Origin of the sequence: Limnobacter sp. CACIAM 66H1 (assembly GCF_001601825.1) — a bacterium.
In the GTDB taxonomy this organism is placed as follows: Bacteria; Pseudomonadota; Gammaproteobacteria; order Burkholderiales; family Burkholderiaceae_B; genus Limnobacter.
The window spans coordinates 1-18087 of record NZ_LUJK01000027.1 but is presented as its reverse complement, the minus strand read 5'-3'; the positions used below and the strand labels follow the sequence as shown (position 1 = coordinate 18087).

The following is an 18087-nucleotide window of genomic DNA, read 5'->3' as shown; positions in this document are numbered from 1 at the left end:
TACGCCAAAATTGAAAAATTTATTTACATACACTCATGTATGTATGTATTATCTGACTTCTCGGTCATTAAATCAACCCGAAAAATTCCCACAAGGATATAACAGGGCAAATATCATGCACAGCAACTCATTGAAATCAAAGCAAACCCAAGCTTCCCCCTACAGCCGCGCTTTTGCAGGAGCCACCCTTCTGCCCGCGCTGCTGGTGACTGTTTTGTCCAGCGCTTTGTTGCTGGGCTGTGGCCAGGGCGCCGATGCCCAAGCCCCCGGTGGCCCCGGTGCCGGCCAGGCAGCACCCGTACCCGTGGTTGAAGTAAAAACTCAACCGCTCGAATTGACTTATGAATACCCAGCTCAAATTGCTGGCTTGCGCGAGGTTGAAATTCGCGCCCGTGTGGCCGGTATTATCGAGCGCCGCCAGTTTGAAGAGGGCGGCCGAGTGAAGAAAGGCCAATCTTTGTACAGCCTGGACAATGCTCCCTACCAAACTGCTTTGGCCCGTGCCCTGGCCGATGAAAATGCAGCCAAGGTTCGCGCTGCTCAAGCCGAACGCGATTACAAACGGGTCATGCCTCTGGCCGACAGCAAAGCGGTGTCGCAATCTGAATTGGACAATGCGCAATCTGCCTTCGAAGTGGCCAAGGCAGATTTGCAGGTTGCCAGTGCTGCGGTTCGCACGGCTCGCCTGAACCTGGAGTATGCGCGGGTTGAATCGCCAGTGAATGGCTTTGCAAGCCGTTCGTTGTACTCCGAGGGCAGTTTTGTGTCTGGCCCTTCCGAGTTGTTGACCACAGTAACGCAGATCGACCAGGTCTATGTGAACTTTGGTATTCCTGAAAAAGACCATGAGCAATTGCGCAAAGGCATTGCAAGTGGCGCGGTTGCCTTGAGCAATGGCGACTTGGTGGTTGAGGTACTGGGTGCCGATGGTAAACCCATGGGATTGAAAGCAAAGCTGGGCTTTCAGGATGTACGCGTGAACCCAGCCACCGGTACGGTCGATGCACGTGCCGTGTTGGCCAATGACAAGGAAGTGTTGAGCCCAGGGCAATTTGTGCGTGTGCGCGTCAGCGGTGCGGTGCAAAAGGATGCTGTGTTGTTGCCACAACGGGCTGTGCTTGAAAACCCGGAGGGTGGCAAGGTTGTGATGACAGTCAGCCCTGAAAATACTGTGGCCCCACGCCCTGTGCAGGTTGCGCAGTGGAAAGGTGACCAATGGGTAGTAACCGATGGACTGGTTGCTGGCGACAAAGTGATGACCGACGGGTTCATGAAGGCCCCACCCGGAACACCCGTACAACCCGTGATTGCAGGCGCCGATGCGCAGCCCGCAGTTGTTGACAGCGCCGCACAGGTCAACGCACCTGTAGCCACAGAGCAGAAGCAATAAGGGGTCATTCATGTTTTCGAAATTTTTTATCGACCGGCCTGTGTTTGCGGCCGTGTTGTCGATTTTCATCATGCTGGCCGGTTTGGCTGCCATGCGTGGTTTACCGATTGCGCAGTACCCTGAAATTGCACCCCCAGTGGTGCAGGTTCGTGCGGTGTATCCCGGCGCCTCTGCAGAAGTGATTGCCAGCACCGTGGCCGCGCCGATTGAAAACGCCATCAACGGTGTCGAGAACATGATGTACATGAGCTCGACTTCGGCCAGCAGCGGCGTGGTTGAAATCATGGTGACGTTTGAAATTGGTACTGATCCTGATCAAGCCGCTTTGAACGTGAACAACCGTGTAAAGCAAGTGGAAAACATTTTGCCGCAGGAAGTGCGCAGGCAAGGTGTAACCGTGAACAAGGGTTCTTCCTCATTTTTGCAGGTGTTGGCGTTTTACTCAGAAGACGGCCGGTTTGATGACTTTTACACCTCGAACTATGTGACCTTGAACGTACTGGACCGCATCAAGCGGATTCCGGGTACGACCAACGTTCAAATTTTTGGTGCGAAAGACTATGCCATGCGAATCTGGATCAAACCGGATCGCATGGCGCAATTGAAGTTGACAGCTGGCGACATTGCCGCGGCCTTGAACGAGCAGAACGCACAGTTTGCTGCGGGCAAGGTGGGCCAGGCGCCCAACAACAACGGCCAGGAACTGGTTTACACCATCACGGCGCAAGGCCGATTGCAAGATGTTGAGCAGTTTGAAAATGTGTTGATCCGGGTGAATCCGGATGGTTCGTCCTTGCGCTTGAAAGACGTTGCCCGCGTGGAATTGGGTTCCAAGGATTACGACTTTACCGGTCGCATCAATGGCAAGCCAGCGACACTGGTGGGTGTGTTTTTGCAGCCGGGTGCCAATGCGCTTGAAGTAGCTCAAACCGTGAAGGGCACGGTGGATGAAATTGCGGCGGACTTTCCAGAAGGTCTTAACTATGCGGTGCCTTATGACACCACACGATTCGTAGAAGTGTCGATTCGCGAAGTGGTGAAAACGCTGATTGAAGCGATGATTCTGGTGTTCATCGTGGTGTATGTGTTTTTGCAAAACTGGCGCGCCACGCTGATTCCAATTCTGGCTGTACCCGTGTCCCTGTTGGGTGCATTTGCTGGCTTGTACCTGTTGGGCTATTCCATTAACACACTGACCTTGTTCGGCATGGTGCTGGCCATCGGTATTGTGGTGGACGACGCCATTGTGGTGCTGGAAAACGTTGAGCGAATCATGCATGAGGAGGGCTTGAGTGCCCGCAAGGCTGCGATCAAGGCCATGCAGGAAGTGACGGGCCCGGTGATTGCAATTGTGCTGGTGTTGTCGGCTGTGTTTATTCCAATTGGTTTCCTCGGTGGTTTGACTGGTGAGCTGTACCGCCAGTTTGCGATCACCATCGCGATTGCGGTGATCGTGTCGGGCATCGTTGCGCTGACCTTGACGCCAGCATTGTGTGTGATGTTGTTGAAACATGAACACAAAAAACCCGGTAAATTTTTCACCTGGTTCAATGACTGGTTTGGCCGTGTCACGACCAAATACGTCGGTGGCGTGAAGTTCATCAGCATGCGTCCGGCCATTGGTATCGGCTTGTTTTTGGTCATGCTGGTGGTGACCGCCGGTTTGTTCAGGGCTACACCCGGTTCATTGGTACCCGATGAAGACCAGGGCTACTTCATTGCTGCGGTGTTTTTGCCTGACGGCGCTACTTTGCAGCGCACAGACAAGGTGGTGGCAGAAGTGGTGGATGCAGTGGCAGCCAACCCGGCCAATGAGTATTCCGTGGCATTCACCGGGTTCGACTTTTTGGGTGGCAGTTTCAAGAACAACGCGGCCACCATGTTTGTGACCCAGCGCCACTGGGATGAGCGCGAAGCTGTAACCGGGGAGCTGGTGGGTGAATTGTTTGGCCGCACGGCTGGCATTCAGGAAGGTTTGGTGCTGGCCTTTGCCCCACCTCCAATCTTCGGTTTGGGCAATGCAGGTGGCTTTGAGTTTTACATTCAAAATCGTGGCGAGGGTGGGCCGGCAGAATTGGCCAAGGTGATGAACAACTTTATCGCCAAAGCCAACGCCGATCCGCGCCTTGCCGGTGTACAAACGCTGTGGCGCCCAGGCACACCACAGTTGTATGTGGATGTAGACCGCGAACGTGCACGTGCCATGGGAGTGAATGTGAATGAGGTGTTCGATACCTTGTCGGCAAGCCTGGGTACGTACTATGTGAATGACTTCAACAAGTTTGGCCGCACCTGGCAGGTGTTGATGTCGGCGGATGCGCAGTATCGCAAAAGCCCGACTGACATCGGCAATATGTACGTGCGTTCCAACAAGGGCGAGATGATTCCAATTTCTGCCTTTGCAAAAGTGGAGTTTTCGCAAGGTCCGGAAACTTTGGAGCGTTTCAACAATCTACCGGCGGTGAAATTGCTCGGTAGTGGCGCACCTGGGGTGAGTTCCGGCGAAGCCATCAAGGCGATTGAAGACATTGCTTCCGAGGTCTTGCCTGATGATTTCAGCTATGACTTCTCGGGTGCCTCCTTCCAGGAAAAGCGTTCTGCGGGTTCGTCCAGTTTTGCCCTGATTTTGGGTGCACTGATGGTGTTCCTGATTTTGGCGGCACAGTATGAAAAGTGGACCCTGCCATTCTCCGTATTGCTGGCCATGCCGTTTGGTTTGTTTGGCGCCCTGCTTGCGGTTTGGATGCGCGACATGACCAATGACGTGTATTTCCAGATTGGTTTGGTTACCCTGCTTGGCCTTGCTGCGAAGAACGCAATTTTGATTGTGGAATTCGCGGTATTGAAGCGCGAGGAAGGCATGAGTGCATTGGAGGCTTCTCTGGAAGCAGCCCGTTTGCGGTTCCGCCCCATCCTCATGACCTCGTTTGCGTTTATTCTAGGGGTCGTTCCGTTGGCGTTCTCCAGCGGTGCGGGTGCCGGCGCGAGAACCGCGGTGGGTACCGGTGTAATGGGCGGCATGACTGCTGCCACATTGCTGGCCATTTTCTTTGTGCCCCTGTTTTACCGTCTGATTGACAGAAGTGAAAAAGGTGGACGACACCATGGTGATGAAGAGGAAGCAAATGATTCATCCAATCAATCTACAACGAACAAAGGGGGCGACCATGCTTAAAGCCCTTCCAAAAACAGCGATTGCCTTGGGCTTAACCCTGGCGTTGACGGGTTGTGCTTCCAGCATTCCTCTGCTGGACAGGTTCACCGCAAAGCCAGAAAAGTCGACCGAAGTCGTGGTGCCTGAAAACGCCAAAGGCGTTGGCATGAGCCAGGTTCAAAACGAAGCCTGGTGGCTATTGTTGGGTGATCCCGCTTTGACTCAAGTTGTTGAACAGGCCCTGAAAAACAACACCGATGTGCGTTTGGCCAATGAGCGCTTGAATGAAGCCGGTGCAGTACTGGGCATTGCGAAGTCCCAGCAGTGGCCTTCCATTTTTGGTCAGTTCACAACGGGTCGAAATCGTCCCTCACAGGCTGGCAACGTGCCTGTATTCGGTGGGCAGAATGTGTATGAAAGCCAGCAGTTTGGCATTGGCGCTACTTGGGAGCTTGACCTGTGGGGTCGCATTGGTGCCTTGGAGGATGCAGCCCGTGCCGCTTTCATGCAGCAAGGCTACAACGTACGTGGTGTGCGTTTGAGCGTGACCGCAACGGCGGCCTCCCTGTACACACAAGTGCGAGTGCTGGGCCTGCAAGTCAAGGTGCTTGAACAAACTCTTGAAAGTCGCGATGCCGCATACAAGCTGGCCAAGCAGCGTTACGACGTGGGTTTGAGCAATGAACTTCAATTGCGCCAAACGGAAGCTGAATTGCTGGCAGTGCGTGCTCAGCTGCCCGACACTCGCGAACAACTGGCGCGTGCCCAAAACGCACTCGCAGTGATTGTGGGTGGCAATGCGCCCGAACTTCCGGCGTTGGCAGTGGAAAACCTGGAATTGACCAAGCTGTTCATATTGCCGGAAAACACACCTTCAGAATTGTTGCTGCGCCGCCCCGATTTGGCTGCAGCCGAGCAACAATTGCTGGCTGGCGAAGCCAACCTGGAAGCGGCCCGCAAAGCCTTTTTCCCCACAATTGGTTTGAGTGCATTTGGTGGACGTGAAAGCGCAGATTTAAGCGATTTGTTCAGCGGCCCAGCCCGAGTGTGGAGTTTTCAGACTCAAATTACACAGCCAATTTTCCAGGCGGGTCGTTTGTTTGATGAACGAGACGCAGCCGTGGCGCGCCGCAATCAAGCGGTGTTGCAGTATGAAGCCAGTATACGTACTGCATTCCAGGAAATTTACGACGCCATCGTGGCTCAGCGTGAAGCACGTGAGCGCTTGCAGGCGCGACAGGAGCAGGTTCAAACCCTGACCCAAGTGGTTCGACTGGCGCAGTTACGCGTCGACAACGGCGTGGCCAACCAGCTTGAGTTGCTGGATGCCCAACGCAATTTGTTGAACGCACAACTCAGTTGGGCATCGGCCTGGCAGAGCCAGCAAGGCGCAAGCCTGGCGATGATTCGAGCTTTGGGTGGTGGTTTCAATGCCGAGCAGGTGGCTTTGAAAGAATAAGCGCCTGAACGATGTAGTACCTCAAACGGCGACCGGGTAACTGGTCGCCGTTTTTGCTTGATGCATTGAACTTTCACCAGCCTGTGATATAACCAAAATGGGTTAACCCATAGCATTCAACAAACATTCAAACAAAGGAGTTGGAGATGGCAGGTTATTTCGAATTAAGCAAAAGCAGCGACGGTCAGTTCAAATTTGCCCTGAAGGCGGGAAACCATGAAACCATTTTGACCAGCGAGCTTTACAAAACCAAAGCAGCGGCTGAAAACGGAATTGAGTCAGTTCAGAAAAACTGCGGTGAAGCATCACGTTATGAGAAGAAGGTCGCTGCCAACGGCAAGCACCATTTCAACTTGAAGGCTGCCAACCATCAAATTATTGGTTCCAGCCAGATGTACGCCAGCGAGGCTGCATGTGACAACGGCATTGAGTCGGTAAAAACCAATGGCAAGTCGACCACGGTCAAAGATTCCACCATTTGAGTTATTTTAAACCCACGCAATTGGCTTGGCTTTTTGTGTGGGTAACCGTTTCAGTGTATAAGACTGGTTTTTGAGAGTTCAACTAGACGGCGGACAAATGCCTTGGCAGCGTTTTTTGGTGATTACCTGATTGTTAGGCAACTCAAACGTAAGCCTTCCTAGTTTCAGATCAGCCATTAATCCAGAATCAAAATTAATCTGAAACGCATCCTTTGATGCTTTCTGCAAGATCTCAATCGCATTTTCCGCCTCTTTTCTTGTGTCGAAAATTTGACTGGTCAAAATTTGCTGGTGTGTCCCGCTGTGTAAGATGAATTGATATCGCTTGTCTGCCGTTTTGGTCAGAGTGAAGTACCCTGCGTGTTCAGAGTTACCCGCAGAAGGTCGAACATATGGTTTGGATCTCTCGTGTAAAACCTCTTGCGAAGACCCTCCTGTGGAAGTAGGTTCACCACGTGCCTTGGTCAGCAACGCAAGTCCCTCTTCAACCGGTATTTGTCTGCCGCGCATGGCTCTGACTTGAAATCGGGTTTCAGCGTCAAATTCAGCCAGTATTTGAGTTGTCATTTCATCAATTAGCGCATTGAGCGGAATGCCACGCGCCTTGGCCAGCGCTTTCAGGCGAGCATGTTTTTCATCGGAAAGACGCACAGTTAAAGCTGCCATTCAAACCTCCTTTAAAAGCTGGTTTGGGCTCAGAATTCTTAAGCCATCAAAGATTAACTCAGTGCCTTTGAAGTCTTTGATATTTTGGGTCACGATCACTTCTGCATTACCCGCAATCGCCAGTTCGATTAAATGATTGTCTGCTTCATCGCGAAGATTGGGGCGCCAATTGAAATAAATTTTTTGAAGATTACATTTTGAAAAAAACAAATCCAGAAGCTTGTTTCTTTCGCTGTCATTCAGGCGACTTGATTTGAATAGAACCGGTCTGGCCAACACGGCCTCATATTCATTAATCAAAGCGGTGCAGATTAAAGGGCGAATCTTTTCAAGAAGCACCGCCTCGATCACGCGAGTGCTGTCGCCGTTGCCAAGGCAGGCTGAAATAAACACGTTGGTATCAATTACAACAATCATTATCAATGGTAGCATTTTTGCCACCACGGTACATCTTTCATTTCCCTAGAGCAAATCCACTATCGGTTCTGTCACTTCCCGGTTATGATCAAACGATGACATCGAAGAATGTCATCTTAAGCAAAAACCGTCGGAGACCCACCATGACCGCCACCACTGCTGCGCGAAAAAAAGCCGCGCGTCCCGCGTCCAACACTGACGTGCCTTTGAAGCAACGCAACGTGAAATTTGATTGGTCGGAAACACCGATTGACTGGATTCCCGATGAGCCCTACGCAAGCTACTTCATCAACGAGATCAACCTGATTTTGCCTGCTGGCGAGTTCTGGTTTTGTCGGCTGTACAACAAGGCTCTGCCCTTGGTGACCGATGAAAAGTTGAAAGAAGATGTGCGCGGATTCATCAAGCAGGAAGCGATGCATGCACGTGGGCACAGTTCAGCCACTGAGGAATATCTCGCCGCGCGCGGCATAAAGACCGAGCGCAATCAGCGATTGATGAAATGGTTGTTTGATGTGGTGCTGGATGACACGCCTTTCGGCAAGAAAGTCCCAACCTGGCTGGAACGTCGCTGGCTATTGGCGAGATTGGGCCTGGTGGCCACCATTGAACACATGACCTGCGTATTGGGCATGTATGTGCTTGAAAACAAAAAATGGGACGAGCTGAATTCAGATCAGGTCTTGCTGGACCTGATTCGCTGGCACGGTGCGGAAGAGGTGGAACACCGTAGCGTGGCCTTTGATTTGTACAAGCATCTGGGGGGCGATTATTTGTCCCGCTATTACTTGGCGGCCATTGTGGTCCCGATGATTATTGGCTTGTGGGTGGATGGTGCTGCCAACATTGCCGGACAAGATCCTCGTTTTGCCAAGAAAAAACCTGCGGTTTACAAACCATGGATGTGGGTTGAATGGTTCAAGGCCTCACGCAAGCAGTTGTTGCCCAATCCACTTTGGCTGGTGATGCAGCAGTTACCCTACTTCAGTCCCTGGTACGACCCTTCCAAGGAGGGGTCAACCCAACTTGCACAGGATTACTTGAATCAGTCCCCGGCTGCCATGGCTGCTGGGGCGATTGCTGCGAACATGAAAGTCCCGGCCTAGGCTTCCCACAGGGGGAAGCTTTCGAACTTTCTACAGCTTGCCCTGTCCTAGCTCAGGTGGTATGTTCCGGTTTATGACAAAAATGGTTCGAATTCTTTTCATGTGGCTCATGTTGCTTGCGTTGCCTGTTCAGGGCATGGCGCAGGTCGGCATGTTTGCGTGCCATTTGAATGGAAGTTCAAGCAGCGCCGGTCAGGCAATCGACCACAGCACCATGCACCACAGCGAACTGAACCATGAGGGCATGGATCACAGCATGCACGATATGGTGGATCATGCCGATCCTGACTCATCCAGAAAATTGATGAAGTCGCTGCACGGTTGTTGCAACTGCGCGCCCACCTGTGCTGTGGTGCTGTTGCCGGTAGCACAGGCCAGCTTCAATGCCATTCAGCAGGACATGCTGCACCCCGTTTCTTCGCCGCAACTTCCGCATTCCGCCGACACGCGTCGGATTGATCGACTGCCCAAAACCCTCGCCATTTGATTCTTGGGCATGCCGGGCCACATTCGCCTGCATGCCTTGTGTATTAAATGATTGCGAGGATCTATGAAGTCCCATTTCTTATTCGCGCCCCTGTTACTCGCCTTCGCATCGTCTGCGAATGCCGAACAGACTGTGCAAGAACTTGACTACCAATCGGCATTTGAAGGCTACCAAGCCTATTCCGATTCTGAAATACAAAACTGGCCCAAGGCGAATCAACTGGTTGATGAAATCGGTGGCTGGCGTGTCTATGCACGCGAGCCTTATGAAGACCAAGAAAAAGACAAACCGGCCAGTGCTCAAGACCCATCCAAAACCCAGTCACACAATCACGGAGGTGCGCAATGAACGCCCACCGTATTTTGAGGAGAACGACGGTTGCGCTTGCGGTGCTCGTGTTGACGGGCTGCGCCACGGTCAATATCAACGAGTCTCTAGACCAAACCAATCAAGAGCTGAGTGGCTTCACTCAGGGCAAGATGAGCCTTGTTCTAACCGATGAACAACGCCAGGCCATGACCGCCAAAGCAAATCAGATTTTGAAGGAGCCTCTAAGCCAGCCGGCTGCGGTTGAACTGATGTTGACCCACAGCCCCCAGTTTCAAACCGTATTGGCCGAGAACTGGGCACAAGCGGCGCAAGCTGCGCAAAGTGGCCGCATTCACAACCCGGTGTTTGCATTCGAACGTGTGCGCATTAAAGATGAACTTGAATTGGGTCGACTGCTGAGTTTCGGTTTGCTGGATTTGCTCAGCTTTCCGGCGCGCCAAGGCATTGCCCGCACGCAAATCGACCGCGCGCAGTTGCAATTAACCAGCAGCGTGGTAGACCAGGTGACCCAGGTTCGTCAGGCTTGGGTGGATGCAGTTGCCGCCCAGCAGGCTCACACTTATGCCCAGCAGGTGTTTGAAAGTGCTCAAACCAGCGCTGAATTGGCTCGCCGCATGCAAGAAGTAGGCAACTTTACACGCTTGCAGCGCGCACGCCAGCAAAGTTTTTATGCCGACGCTGCGCTTAATCTTGCAGCCACACGGCACAAAGCCACAGCCACCCGCGAAGCACTGGTGCGCATGTTGGGTTTGAACACCGAGCAAGCGGCGCAGTTGAAGTTACCCGATCGCTTGCCCGATTTGCCTGAGGCGCCCAAACCCGCGGCTGATGTGGCCAAGCGGGCCGAGAATCGACTCGATGTGAGGATGGCCAAGCTGGGCTTTGATGCCAGTGCAAAAGCGCAAGGATTGGGCAACGTGGCCAGTTTTCTGGACATTGAAGCCGGTATCCGTTACGACACGATTTTTGAGAACGACACCGGCGAGCGCAACAACAAAAAAGGGTGGGAATTGGAACTGGCGCTGCCAATTTTTGATTGGGGCGGAATGAAGCGCGATGCCTTCAATGCCAGCACGCTGGCTGCTGCCAACAGGCTTGAGGCAACCCTGCGCGGCGCGCAATCCACGTTGCGTGAAAGCTATTCCGCTTACCGCACCACCTACGATATTGCACGCCACTACCGCGACGAAATCATTCCGCTGCGGCAAACCATCGCCGATGAAAACGTGTTGCGTTACAACGGCATGTTCATTGGGGTGTTTGAACTATTGGCGGATAGCCGCGACCAGGTGAGCGTGGTGGTGCAGGCCATTAACGCCCAAGCAGATTTTTGGCGTGCTGACGCTGCGTTGCAGGCCACCATGGTGGGCAAACCCATGATGGTGTCGGTCAGTGGCGCGGCCGCAAGCGCTGGCGGCGACGCTGGCGGTGGTCACTAAACGAAAGGACATTCAACATGACTTCGAGACGAGAATTTTTCAAGGCCGCTGCACTAACTGGCGGCGCGGTGGCTGCGGCCAGCGTCAGCAAAGTGGCCATGAGCGCTTTGCCTGAACCCATTTTGCAAACATCGCCTGACACCATGCCCCCCCTGGTGCCCAACACTGGGCGCCCTTACAACCCGGTGGTGACATTGAATGGCTGGACCTTACCATGGCGCATGAACAATGGTGTGAAGGAATTCCACCTGGTGGCCGAGCCTGTGTTGCGGGAAATGGCACCGGGTATGACGGCTCACTTGTGGGGCTACAACGGGCAAAGCCCTGGCCCCACCATAGAGGTGGTGGAGGGCGACCGGGTGCGTATATTTGTCACCAACAAACTGCCTGAGCACACCAGCATTCACTGGCATGGCCAGCGCTTGCCCAACGGCATGGATGGTGTGACCGGTTTGAACCAGCCAGGTATTCCAGCCGGTAAAACCTTTGTGTATGAATTTGAGGCGCGCAGACCTGGCACCTTCATGTACCACCCGCATGCCGATGAAATGGTGCAAATGGCCATGGGTATGATGGGTTTTTGGGTCACCCACCCAAAGAACAAGAACCCGCTGATTAATGAAGTGGACCGGGATTACTGTTTCTTGTTGAATGCCTATGACATTGACCCTGGCGCGTACACGCCGAAAATCATGACCATGCTGGATTTCAATTTGTGGACCTGGAACAGTCGGCTGTTCCCGGGTATTTCACCACTCGTCGCTCGCAAGAATGATCGAGTCCGGATTCGTGTTGGTAATCTGACGATGACCAATCACCCCATTCACATTCATGGCCATGAATTTGAGGTGACTGGTACCGATGGTGGTCCGACACCGAAAAATTCACGCTGGCCTGAAGTCACCGTGGATATTGCGGTGGGCCAAATGCGTCAAATGGAATTCATCGCCAACGAAGAAGGCGACTGGGCATTTCATTGTCACAAAAGCCATCACACCATGAATGCGATGGGCCACGATGTGCCCACCATGATCGGCGTGGACCACCGGGGCATGACCAAGAAAATCACCAACCTGATTCCGGACTACATGGCCATGGGTGAGCGGGGTATGGCCGACATGGCTGAAATGCAAATGCCGCTGCCCGACAACACCATTCCCATGATGACGGGCGAAGGCCCCTTTGGTTCGGTGGAAATGGGCGGTATGTTCAGTATGCTGAAAGTACGAAGGGACCAGAAGCCAGGTGACTATTCAGACCCTGGTTGGTATCAGCATCCAGAAGGTACTGTGGCCTATGAATTTACGGGTGAACTGGCCAAACCCAAACGCAGCAGCAATGCCGGGCAGCCCGGCATGAAGTTGGCACAGAAGAACCAGCCGCACATTGAGTTACAGGTGCGTAAACCCACCGGGCATTCAGGTCACTGATCGTTTTTACGTAAAGGAATGTAAATGTTGAAATTATCTGGAGTCCTGATTGCCTGTGCTGCGTTATTGGGAGGAGTGAACAATATTGCACTTGCTCATGGCGAAAAGAAAACAGGCAATACGCCGGTGGTGAAAGAGCAAACTGATTGGGGTATTGCAGGTGATACGGCTGCGGTGGCTCGAACCATTGAGGTCAGCATGGGCGACGACATGCGTTTCAAGCCGGGTCAGCTGACAGTCAAAGAAGGGGAAACCATTCGTTTCGTAGTTCACAACAAGGGCGCGCTACTGCATGAGTTTGTGATTGGAACCAAAGCAGAAAACGCAAAGCACGCAGAGTTGATGTTGAAATTTCCCGGCATGGAACATGACGAACCTTACATGGCCCATGTGGACCCCGGTAAAACGGGCGAAATTGTTTGGACCTTTAACAAAGCAGGCAAATTTGAATTCGCCTGTTTGATCGCGGGTCATTTTCAGGCGGGCATGGTGGGCACAATCACCGTGGCGGCCAAATAACTTTTTGTAGGAGTAACACCATGAAAAATACATTGAAACTGAGTGCAATTACCTTGGCTTTGTTGGGCGCCAGTGCCGCTTACGCGGCCGACCACACGGTACATGTCATTGAAAACGAGAATCGCATGAAAGCCGAGGCCGAGGCCAAGGCGAAAGCTGCTTCCCAAGCTGAAATGGCCGATGGCGAAATTCGCAAGATCAACAAGAACACTGGCAAGATCACTGTGAAGCACGGTGAAATCAAAAGCGTTGAAATGCCACCCATGACCATGGTGTTCGGTGTGGCTGACAAAGCCATGCTGGAAGGCTTGAAAGAAGGTGACAAAGTGAAGTTCAACGTGAAGCAGGAAGGTTCGAACTACACCGTGACCGAGATCAAGAAAGCACAGTGAGTGCTTGATTCTTATCGGTAAGAAATCAGGCCATTGGGTTTGGCAGCAAATGCTTCCAGCCCGGTGGCCTGGTCTGCCAGTACACCTGCTATTTCACCTTCAAAATGGGCTTGCTCGTTGAAGCTGGCCAGGCTTACACCACGTTGCCCAAACAACAGTTTGCTCACACTGCAATTGGTAATCATCCAGTTCAGCTTGAATGCATTGGCGTCAGGCAATTGCAACAGGTTTTGCGCAACGGCTGTAATTGGTCCACCTGAAGTGAATACCGCCACATTGGCTGAACCCGACCCTTGCTTCAGTTGCATCGCTTGCGCCGTAACAGCACCCAAACCACTCATCACCCTGGCTTTGAAGCCAAGCCAACTTTCCGGGTAGTCGTTGTCGTGTTCACCGCTCACCCAACGCGCAATCGCTTTCTCGAAAATTTGTTGAAAGGCCTTGCGAGGGTCGGCGTTTTGCATCACCTGCTGTTCGAATGCATCGGGGTCGTCGTACTGCCCGATCAGCGCCTGCAAAATGGCTTCATGGTCGTACTCATTCAAACCCGCATGCTGCACCGGTTCTTGAAACACACCGTAGGTGCCTGCAAAAGCCTGCGCAGTTTGCAAATGTCGATTCATGCTGCCACTGAAAAAACCGTGAAGGCGGATTTTTCTTGCCTTGAACCAGGCACCCAATTGGGCTGCCTGAAGTTGCCCAAGATCAGACAATTGGTCGTAATCGGCACTGTCGAAACTGGCTTGACCGTGTCGGATCAAATAGATGGTTCCCATGCGTATTCAACCTGCTTTCTTGATGAGCGATTTACATCGCCAATCAAAATAATTCACCATAATCCAGAAGTTTTTAAATGCCGGATTGCGTGTTTGCTTGTGGTGGTAGCGGTAATAAATTTGTTGTGCAATCACGGCGATTCGGAACAAGCCAAACACCTCGTAGAAGGTCCAGTTGTTGGTGTGTATTCCAGTTTTCTGCATGTAGTAGTCCACCATTTCACGGCGCGTCATCATGCCGGGCAGGTTGGAAGGTTGTCGTTGCAGCATCTTCATCAAGAAGTTGTCGTCACTCTGCACCCAGTAGGTAATCACACTGCCCAAATCCATCAGCGGGTCGCCTACGGTGGCCAGCTCCCAATCCAGAGCACCAATGATTTCGGTGGGCTTACTGGGGTTCAGCACCACATTGTCCAGCCGCCAGTCGTTGTGAATCATGCACAGTTTCACATCGTCGGGGCAATTCAAATCAAGCCAGCGCCGTACCTTGTTGAATGAACTTACATTCCAGGTGCGTGCCTTGTCGTAGCGCTGGTTCCAGCCGTCAAGCTGGCGGCGTGTGTAACCACTGCCCTTGCTTAAGCTATTCAGTCCGCTGGCGTGAATGTCGATCTGGTGAAGCTCAATCAACCGATCCAGAAAGTTGATGCTGAGTTGCCGGGCCTGTTCGCGACTAAGCTGCACGCCACGCGGCATGTGCTTGCGCGGAATAATTCCCTCGATTCGGTGCATCACGTAAAATTCACTGCCAATCAGCGACTCGTCGGCGCAATGCCCCACCATATTGGGCACATAGGGGTACACGGGTTTTAACAGGCTTTGAATGCGAAACTCACGGCCCATGTCGTGCGCACCTTTGGCTTTGGTGCCTTTGGGTGGACGGCGCAGAATCAAATCGGCTTCGGGGTACTTCAAACGGTAGGTCCAGTTGGAAGCTCCCCCAGAATATTGTGTTAACTCGGGCTTGTCGCTCAGCGTTAAACCTTGCGTGCGAAGCCATCCTGTTACCACATCGGTATTTAACTCTTCGCCCTGGCGAACCGCACCACCTGTGTCGATGACCGATTTTGTGGACTCGGTCATTATTTGAAACCCCGCTTCATCATTTCAATGCGGGCTATCACGCCTTTGTGAACTTCGTCGGGGCCATCGGCCAGGCGCAGGCTGCGTGCCTGAATGTAAAAACCGGAAAGCGGCGTGTCGCGGCTAACACCTGCGCCGCCGTGCATTTGAATGGCCATGTCGACCACCTGTTCCAGCACGTTGGGGGCCACTACCTTGATCGCAGCAATTTCAGTCATGGCTTGCAGTGCACCCACCTGGTCCAGTTTCCAGGCTGCATACAGGGTTAACAGTCGAGCCTGGTCGATGGCCAATCGAGCCTCGGCCACCCGTTCACGGTTACCACCCAAATTAATCAGGGGCTTTCCAAAAGCGATGCGACTCATGCCACGTTGAATCATCAGGTCCAGCGATTCCTCAGCCGCGCCAATGCAGCGCATGCAGTGGTGGATACGGCCCGGGCCCAAGCGTCCTTGTGCGATCTCAAAGCCCTTGCCCAGACCAGCAATGACATTGCCCAAAGGGACGCGCACATTGTTGAACTCCACCTCGCCGTGGCCGTGCGGCTCATCGTAAGTGCCGAACACTGGCAACATGCGTTTGACAGAAACACCAGGGGTATTCAACGGCACCAGCACCATGGTGTGTTGGTGATGACGATCCAAATCCGGATTTTCTGTTCGGGCCATGACAATGGCAATTTTGGCACGCGGGTCACCAATGCCGCTGCTCCACCACTTAGTGCCGTTGATGACTACTTCATTGCCCTCCAGGGTGGCTGTGGCTTGCATATTGGTCGCGTCGCTGCTGGCCACATCAGGCTCTGTCATGCAAAACACAGACCGAATTTCACCTGCAAGCAGGGGCTCCAGCCATTCCTTTTTTTGCTCGGCATTGCCGTATTTCCACAGCACTTCCATGTTGCCGGTGTCGGGGGCGTTGCAATTGAACACCTCGGGTGCCATCAGGCTGCGGCCGGTTTCTTCGGCAATCAAGGCGTATTCCATGGTGCTCAGGCCTGCGCCAAGTTTGTCATCGGGCAGGAACATGTTCCACAGGCCTGCCTCGCGCGCCTTGCTTTTCAGGGCTTCCATTTCTGGGGGAATGCGCCAGTTGTTCCACTCGCGGCCATTGCACTGGGCCTCTATTTTGTCCCAGTAAGCAGCCTCTAGCGGTGCGATTTCGTTTTTCATGAAGGCGCGAACGCGCTTTACAAAGTCTTGCGCTTTGGCGCTGGGTTCAAAATTCACAACCGGTCTCCTGATTATTTTGACGGTTCGGCTTGTTTCCTCCGATATCATCCATGCTAACGGAAATTACAAGGTGTCAACAATATGCGTGCTTTGGGCAAAGTTTTGATTGCAGTGGTCCTGCTGCCAGTGGCGGTTATTGGTGGCGTGGTGGTGTTTGGTTCTACGCCTGTGGAGCCCGTGGCCTGGAAGCCGGCACCCATGCCCAGCCTCACTTCGGGGCCCTATGCCAGCAACAATTTGCTGGACCAAGCCGAGGTATTTGGCACGTACAACCTGCTTCAGCCCGAGTCAATCGAACCTGGCCCTGATGGCTTGTTGTACACCGGCATGAACACCGGTGAAATTGTTCGGTTTGACCCAGAGAATCTGCAAGTCAAAGAAAGCCCCCAAACCACGCCCTTTGATCTGATTGCCAACACCAAAGGCCGCCCCTTGGGTTTGGTGTTCCATCCAGAGGGTTTTCTGGTGGTGGCCGATGCGATCAAGGGCTTGTTGAAAGTGACCCTGCAAGGCGAAGTCACAGTGCTCTCGACTGAGTCGGAAGGTGTGCCATTCAAGTTTGTAGACGATGTGGCGGTGAGTGCCGATGGCCGCTATGCCTATTTTTCGGATGCTTCCAGCAAGTTTGATTTCAACAATTATGTGCTCGATGTGCTTGAACACGGCCCGAACGGACGATTGCTTCAATATGATTTCCAAACCGGTGAAACAAAAACATTACTTCGTGGGTTGCAATTTGCCAACGGTGTAACAATTTCAAAGGCTGGCGACTATGTGTTGGTGAACGAAACTGGCGAATACCGAATTGTGCGGTATTGGTTGCAAGGTGAGAGGGCCGGAACTCGCGATGTGTTTGTCGATGGCTTGCCCGGTTTCCCAGACAATATTCGCACGGATGTGGACGGAAACTACTGGGTTGCCGTACCCAGTTTACGTGACCCCCTGCTGGATTCGCTCGCCGATCAACCTGCTGTTCGAAAAGTAATGGCAAAATTATTGAACTACGTTCAATTCCCGATCAAGCCCAAGGCCATGGCGCTGGCGATCAACCCGCAAGGCACCGTGATTGCCAATCTGCAGGCGGAGAAGGCGGGTGCTTACTATTATTACGTCACGCAGGTGACGCCCTTTAATGGCAAACTGTACCTCGGGTCAGTGCATATCAACGGAATTGCAACTATTTCCAATCCACTGGGTCAGTCACCAAGCGAATAAAACAGGAGAGAAGAAATGGCCAAAGCAGCAAAGAAACCCGACATGCCCTCAATCAATATTGGCATCCCAGATGCCAAGCGTGCCGCGATTGCCCAGGCGCTTAGCCGTTTGCTGGCCGAGACCTACACCTTGTACCTGACCACGCACAATTTCCACTGGAACGTGACCGGAAAAATGTTCAACACCTTGCACACCATGTTCATGGGTCAGTACACCGAAATGTGGAATGCTGTCGATCCAATCGCAGAGCGTATTCGGGCGCTTGGTTTTCATGCGCCAGGTTCGTATGCCGAATTTGCGAAGTTAAGTACTTTGAAAGACGCGCCCGCCAAGCCGCCCAAGGCCATGGAAATGGTGGAAATTCTTGCCAAGGGTCACGAAGCGATTGCACGCACCGCCCGCGAAATTTTTCCAATCATCGAAGACGGCGATGATCAGCCGTCTGCTGATTTATTGACTCAACGCATGGACATTCACGAAAAAACCGCCTGGATGTTGCGTGCCTTGCTG

At 52.8% G+C, this 18087-nt stretch carries 18 protein-coding genes; 13 read left to right on the top strand and 5 right to left on the bottom strand.

The genetic code is table 11. The features are described 5' to 3' along the window. Nucleotides 1–115 precede the first annotated feature (115 nt). From A0129_RS09320 to A0129_RS09305, 4 genes are all read left to right on the top strand, one after another. A complete protein-coding gene (locus A0129_RS09320; protein WP_291714423.1) occupies nucleotides 116–1390 on the top strand; it encodes an efflux RND transporter periplasmic adaptor subunit in 1275 nt (424 codons plus the stop codon). A gap of 10 nt (nucleotides 1391–1400) precedes the next feature. After that, the gene (locus tag A0129_RS09315; RefSeq protein WP_291714422.1) at nucleotides 1401–4565 is read left to right on the top strand and encodes an efflux RND transporter permease subunit; all 3165 of its coding nucleotides are present in this window, start codon (nucleotides 1401–1403) and stop codon (nucleotides 4563–4565) included. After that, nucleotides 4558–6003, top strand: a complete 1446-nt coding sequence (locus A0129_RS09310) for an efflux transporter outer membrane subunit (protein WP_168426864.1) — start codon at nucleotides 4558–4560, stop codon at nucleotides 6001–6003. The genes A0129_RS09315 and A0129_RS09310 overlap by 8 nt, the downstream gene beginning before the upstream one ends. A gap of 146 nt (nucleotides 6004–6149) precedes the next feature. Continuing rightward, a complete protein-coding gene (locus A0129_RS09305) occupies nucleotides 6150–6485 on the top strand; it encodes a YegP family protein (RefSeq protein WP_105027918.1) in 336 nt (111 codons plus the stop codon). Nucleotides 6486–6563: 78 nt separating this feature from the next. Here the strand turns inward: A0129_RS09305 and A0129_RS09300 are convergent, their stop codons facing one another. Both A0129_RS09300 and A0129_RS09295 read right to left on the bottom strand, forming a co-directional pair. After that, nucleotides 6564–7151 carry a DUF1508 domain-containing protein gene (locus tag A0129_RS09300; protein WP_291714420.1) on the bottom strand — a complete coding sequence of 196 codons (588 nt, stop codon included), beginning with the start codon at nucleotides 7149–7151 and terminating at the stop codon, nucleotides 6564–6566. After that, the gene (locus tag A0129_RS09295) at nucleotides 7152–7583 is read right to left on the bottom strand and encodes a putative toxin-antitoxin system toxin component, PIN family (RefSeq protein WP_291714457.1); all 432 of its coding nucleotides are present in this window, start codon (nucleotides 7581–7583) and stop codon (nucleotides 7152–7154) included. A gap of 128 nt (nucleotides 7584–7711) precedes the next feature. Here A0129_RS09295 and A0129_RS09290 point away from each other — a divergent pair, with 128 nt between their 5' ends. The 7 genes from A0129_RS09290 to A0129_RS09260 all read left to right on the top strand — a co-directional run bounded on the left by A0129_RS09290 (nucleotide 7712) and on the right by A0129_RS09260 (nucleotide 13271). Further along, nucleotides 7712–8674, top strand: a complete 963-nt coding sequence (locus A0129_RS09290; protein WP_206018553.1) for a metal-dependent hydrolase — start codon at nucleotides 7712–7714, stop codon at nucleotides 8672–8674. 73 nt (nucleotides 8675–8747) lie between these two features. Then, on the top strand, nucleotides 8748–9161 hold the full coding sequence (locus A0129_RS09285; protein ID WP_291714418.1) for a hypothetical protein: 414 nt from the start codon (nucleotides 8748–8750) through the stop codon (nucleotides 9159–9161). Nucleotides 9162–9224: 63 nt separating this feature from the next. Then, the gene (locus A0129_RS09280; protein ID WP_105027921.1) at nucleotides 9225–9509 is read left to right on the top strand and encodes a hypothetical protein; all 285 of its coding nucleotides are present in this window, start codon (nucleotides 9225–9227) and stop codon (nucleotides 9507–9509) included. Next, on the top strand, nucleotides 9506–10930 hold the full coding sequence (locus tag A0129_RS09275; protein ID WP_291714416.1) for a TolC family protein: 1425 nt from the start codon (nucleotides 9506–9508) through the stop codon (nucleotides 10928–10930). Before A0129_RS09280 ends, A0129_RS09275 begins: the two co-directional genes overlap by 4 nt. Before the next feature lie 17 nt (nucleotides 10931–10947). Continuing rightward, nucleotides 10948–12360: a copper oxidase gene (locus A0129_RS09270; RefSeq protein ID WP_291714415.1), complete on the top strand. Its 1413-nt coding sequence runs from the start codon at nucleotides 10948–10950 to the stop codon at nucleotides 12358–12360. A 24-nt stretch (nucleotides 12361–12384) separates the two neighbouring features. Next, nucleotides 12385–12879, top strand: coding sequence for a cupredoxin family protein (locus A0129_RS09265; RefSeq protein ID WP_105027924.1), 495 nt, complete (start codon nucleotides 12385–12387; stop codon nucleotides 12877–12879). A 20-nt stretch (nucleotides 12880–12899) separates the two neighbouring features. Further along, nucleotides 12900–13271, top strand: a complete 372-nt coding sequence (locus tag A0129_RS09260) for a copper-binding protein (RefSeq protein ID WP_105027925.1) — start codon at nucleotides 12900–12902, stop codon at nucleotides 13269–13271. Between the two features lie 11 nt (nucleotides 13272–13282). On the opposite strand, the gene A0129_RS09255 is transcribed toward A0129_RS09260, so the two are convergent. From A0129_RS09255 to A0129_RS09245, 3 genes are read right to left on the bottom strand one after another with little or no spacing between them, the layout of a single operon-like run. Next, nucleotides 13283–14047: a histidine phosphatase family protein gene (locus A0129_RS09255; RefSeq protein WP_291714413.1), complete on the bottom strand. Its 765-nt coding sequence runs from the start codon at nucleotides 14045–14047 to the stop codon at nucleotides 13283–13285. Between the two features lie 6 nt (nucleotides 14048–14053). After that, the gene (locus A0129_RS09250; RefSeq protein ID WP_291714411.1) at nucleotides 14054–15130 is read right to left on the bottom strand and encodes a phosphotransferase family protein; all 1077 of its coding nucleotides are present in this window, start codon (nucleotides 15128–15130) and stop codon (nucleotides 14054–14056) included. Then, nucleotides 15130–16359: an acyl-CoA dehydrogenase family protein gene (locus A0129_RS09245; protein ID WP_291714409.1), complete on the bottom strand. Its 1230-nt coding sequence runs from the start codon at nucleotides 16357–16359 to the stop codon at nucleotides 15130–15132. Before A0129_RS09245 ends, A0129_RS09250 begins: the two co-directional genes overlap by 1 nt. A gap of 84 nt (nucleotides 16360–16443) precedes the next feature. Between A0129_RS09245 and A0129_RS09240 the strand changes: the two genes are divergently transcribed. Together A0129_RS09240 and A0129_RS09235 are read left to right on the top strand one after the other, a co-directional pair. Next, complete coding sequence (locus A0129_RS09240; protein WP_291714407.1) at nucleotides 16444–17577, top strand: SMP-30/gluconolactonase/LRE family protein; 1134 nt, start codon at nucleotides 16444–16446, stop codon at nucleotides 17575–17577. 15 nt (nucleotides 17578–17592) lie between these two features. Next, nucleotides 17593–18087: Dps family protein (locus A0129_RS09235; RefSeq protein WP_291714405.1), on the top strand; the 495-nt coding region annotated here is incomplete at its 3' end.

Excerpts from the sequence above, each read along its gene's own strand:
- A0129_RS09320 (WP_291714423.1), top strand. The coding sequence starts at position 116 with ATGCACAGCAACTCATTGAAATCAAAGCAAACCCAAGCTTCCCCCTAC.
- A0129_RS09315 (WP_291714422.1), top strand. The coding sequence starts at position 1,401 with ATGTTTTCGAAATTTTTTATCGACCGGCCTGTGTTTGCGGCCGTGTTG.
- A0129_RS09310 (WP_168426864.1), top strand. The coding sequence starts at position 4,558 with ATGCTTAAAGCCCTTCCAAAAACAGCGATTGCCTTGGGCTTAACCCTG.
- A0129_RS09305 (WP_105027918.1), top strand. The coding sequence starts at position 6,150 with ATGGCAGGTTATTTCGAATTAAGCAAAAGCAGCGACGGTCAGTTCAAA.
- A0129_RS09300 (WP_291714420.1), bottom strand. The coding sequence starts at position 7,151 with ATGGCAGCTTTAACTGTGCGTCTTTCCGATGAAAAACATGCTCGCCTG.
- A0129_RS09295 (WP_291714457.1), bottom strand. The coding sequence starts at position 7,583 with ATGCTACCATTGATAATGATTGTTGTAATTGATACCAACGTGTTTATT.
- A0129_RS09290 (WP_206018553.1), top strand. The coding sequence starts at position 7,712 with ATGACCGCCACCACTGCTGCGCGAAAAAAAGCCGCGCGTCCCGCGTCC.
- A0129_RS09285 (WP_291714418.1), top strand. The coding sequence starts at position 8,748 with ATGACAAAAATGGTTCGAATTCTTTTCATGTGGCTCATGTTGCTTGCG.
- A0129_RS09280 (WP_105027921.1), top strand. The coding sequence starts at position 9,225 with ATGAAGTCCCATTTCTTATTCGCGCCCCTGTTACTCGCCTTCGCATCG.
- A0129_RS09275 (WP_291714416.1), top strand. The coding sequence starts at position 9,506 with ATGAACGCCCACCGTATTTTGAGGAGAACGACGGTTGCGCTTGCGGTG.
- A0129_RS09270 (WP_291714415.1), top strand. The coding sequence starts at position 10,948 with ATGACTTCGAGACGAGAATTTTTCAAGGCCGCTGCACTAACTGGCGGC.
- A0129_RS09265 (WP_105027924.1), top strand. The coding sequence starts at position 12,385 with ATGTTGAAATTATCTGGAGTCCTGATTGCCTGTGCTGCGTTATTGGGA.
- A0129_RS09260 (WP_105027925.1), top strand. The coding sequence starts at position 12,900 with ATGAAAAATACATTGAAACTGAGTGCAATTACCTTGGCTTTGTTGGGC.
- A0129_RS09255 (WP_291714413.1), bottom strand. The coding sequence starts at position 14,047 with ATGGGAACCATCTATTTGATCCGACACGGTCAAGCCAGTTTCGACAGT.
- A0129_RS09250 (WP_291714411.1), bottom strand. The coding sequence starts at position 15,130 with ATGACCGAGTCCACAAAATCGGTCATCGACACAGGTGGTGCGGTTCGC.
- A0129_RS09240 (WP_291714407.1), top strand. The coding sequence starts at position 16,444 with ATGCGTGCTTTGGGCAAAGTTTTGATTGCAGTGGTCCTGCTGCCAGTG.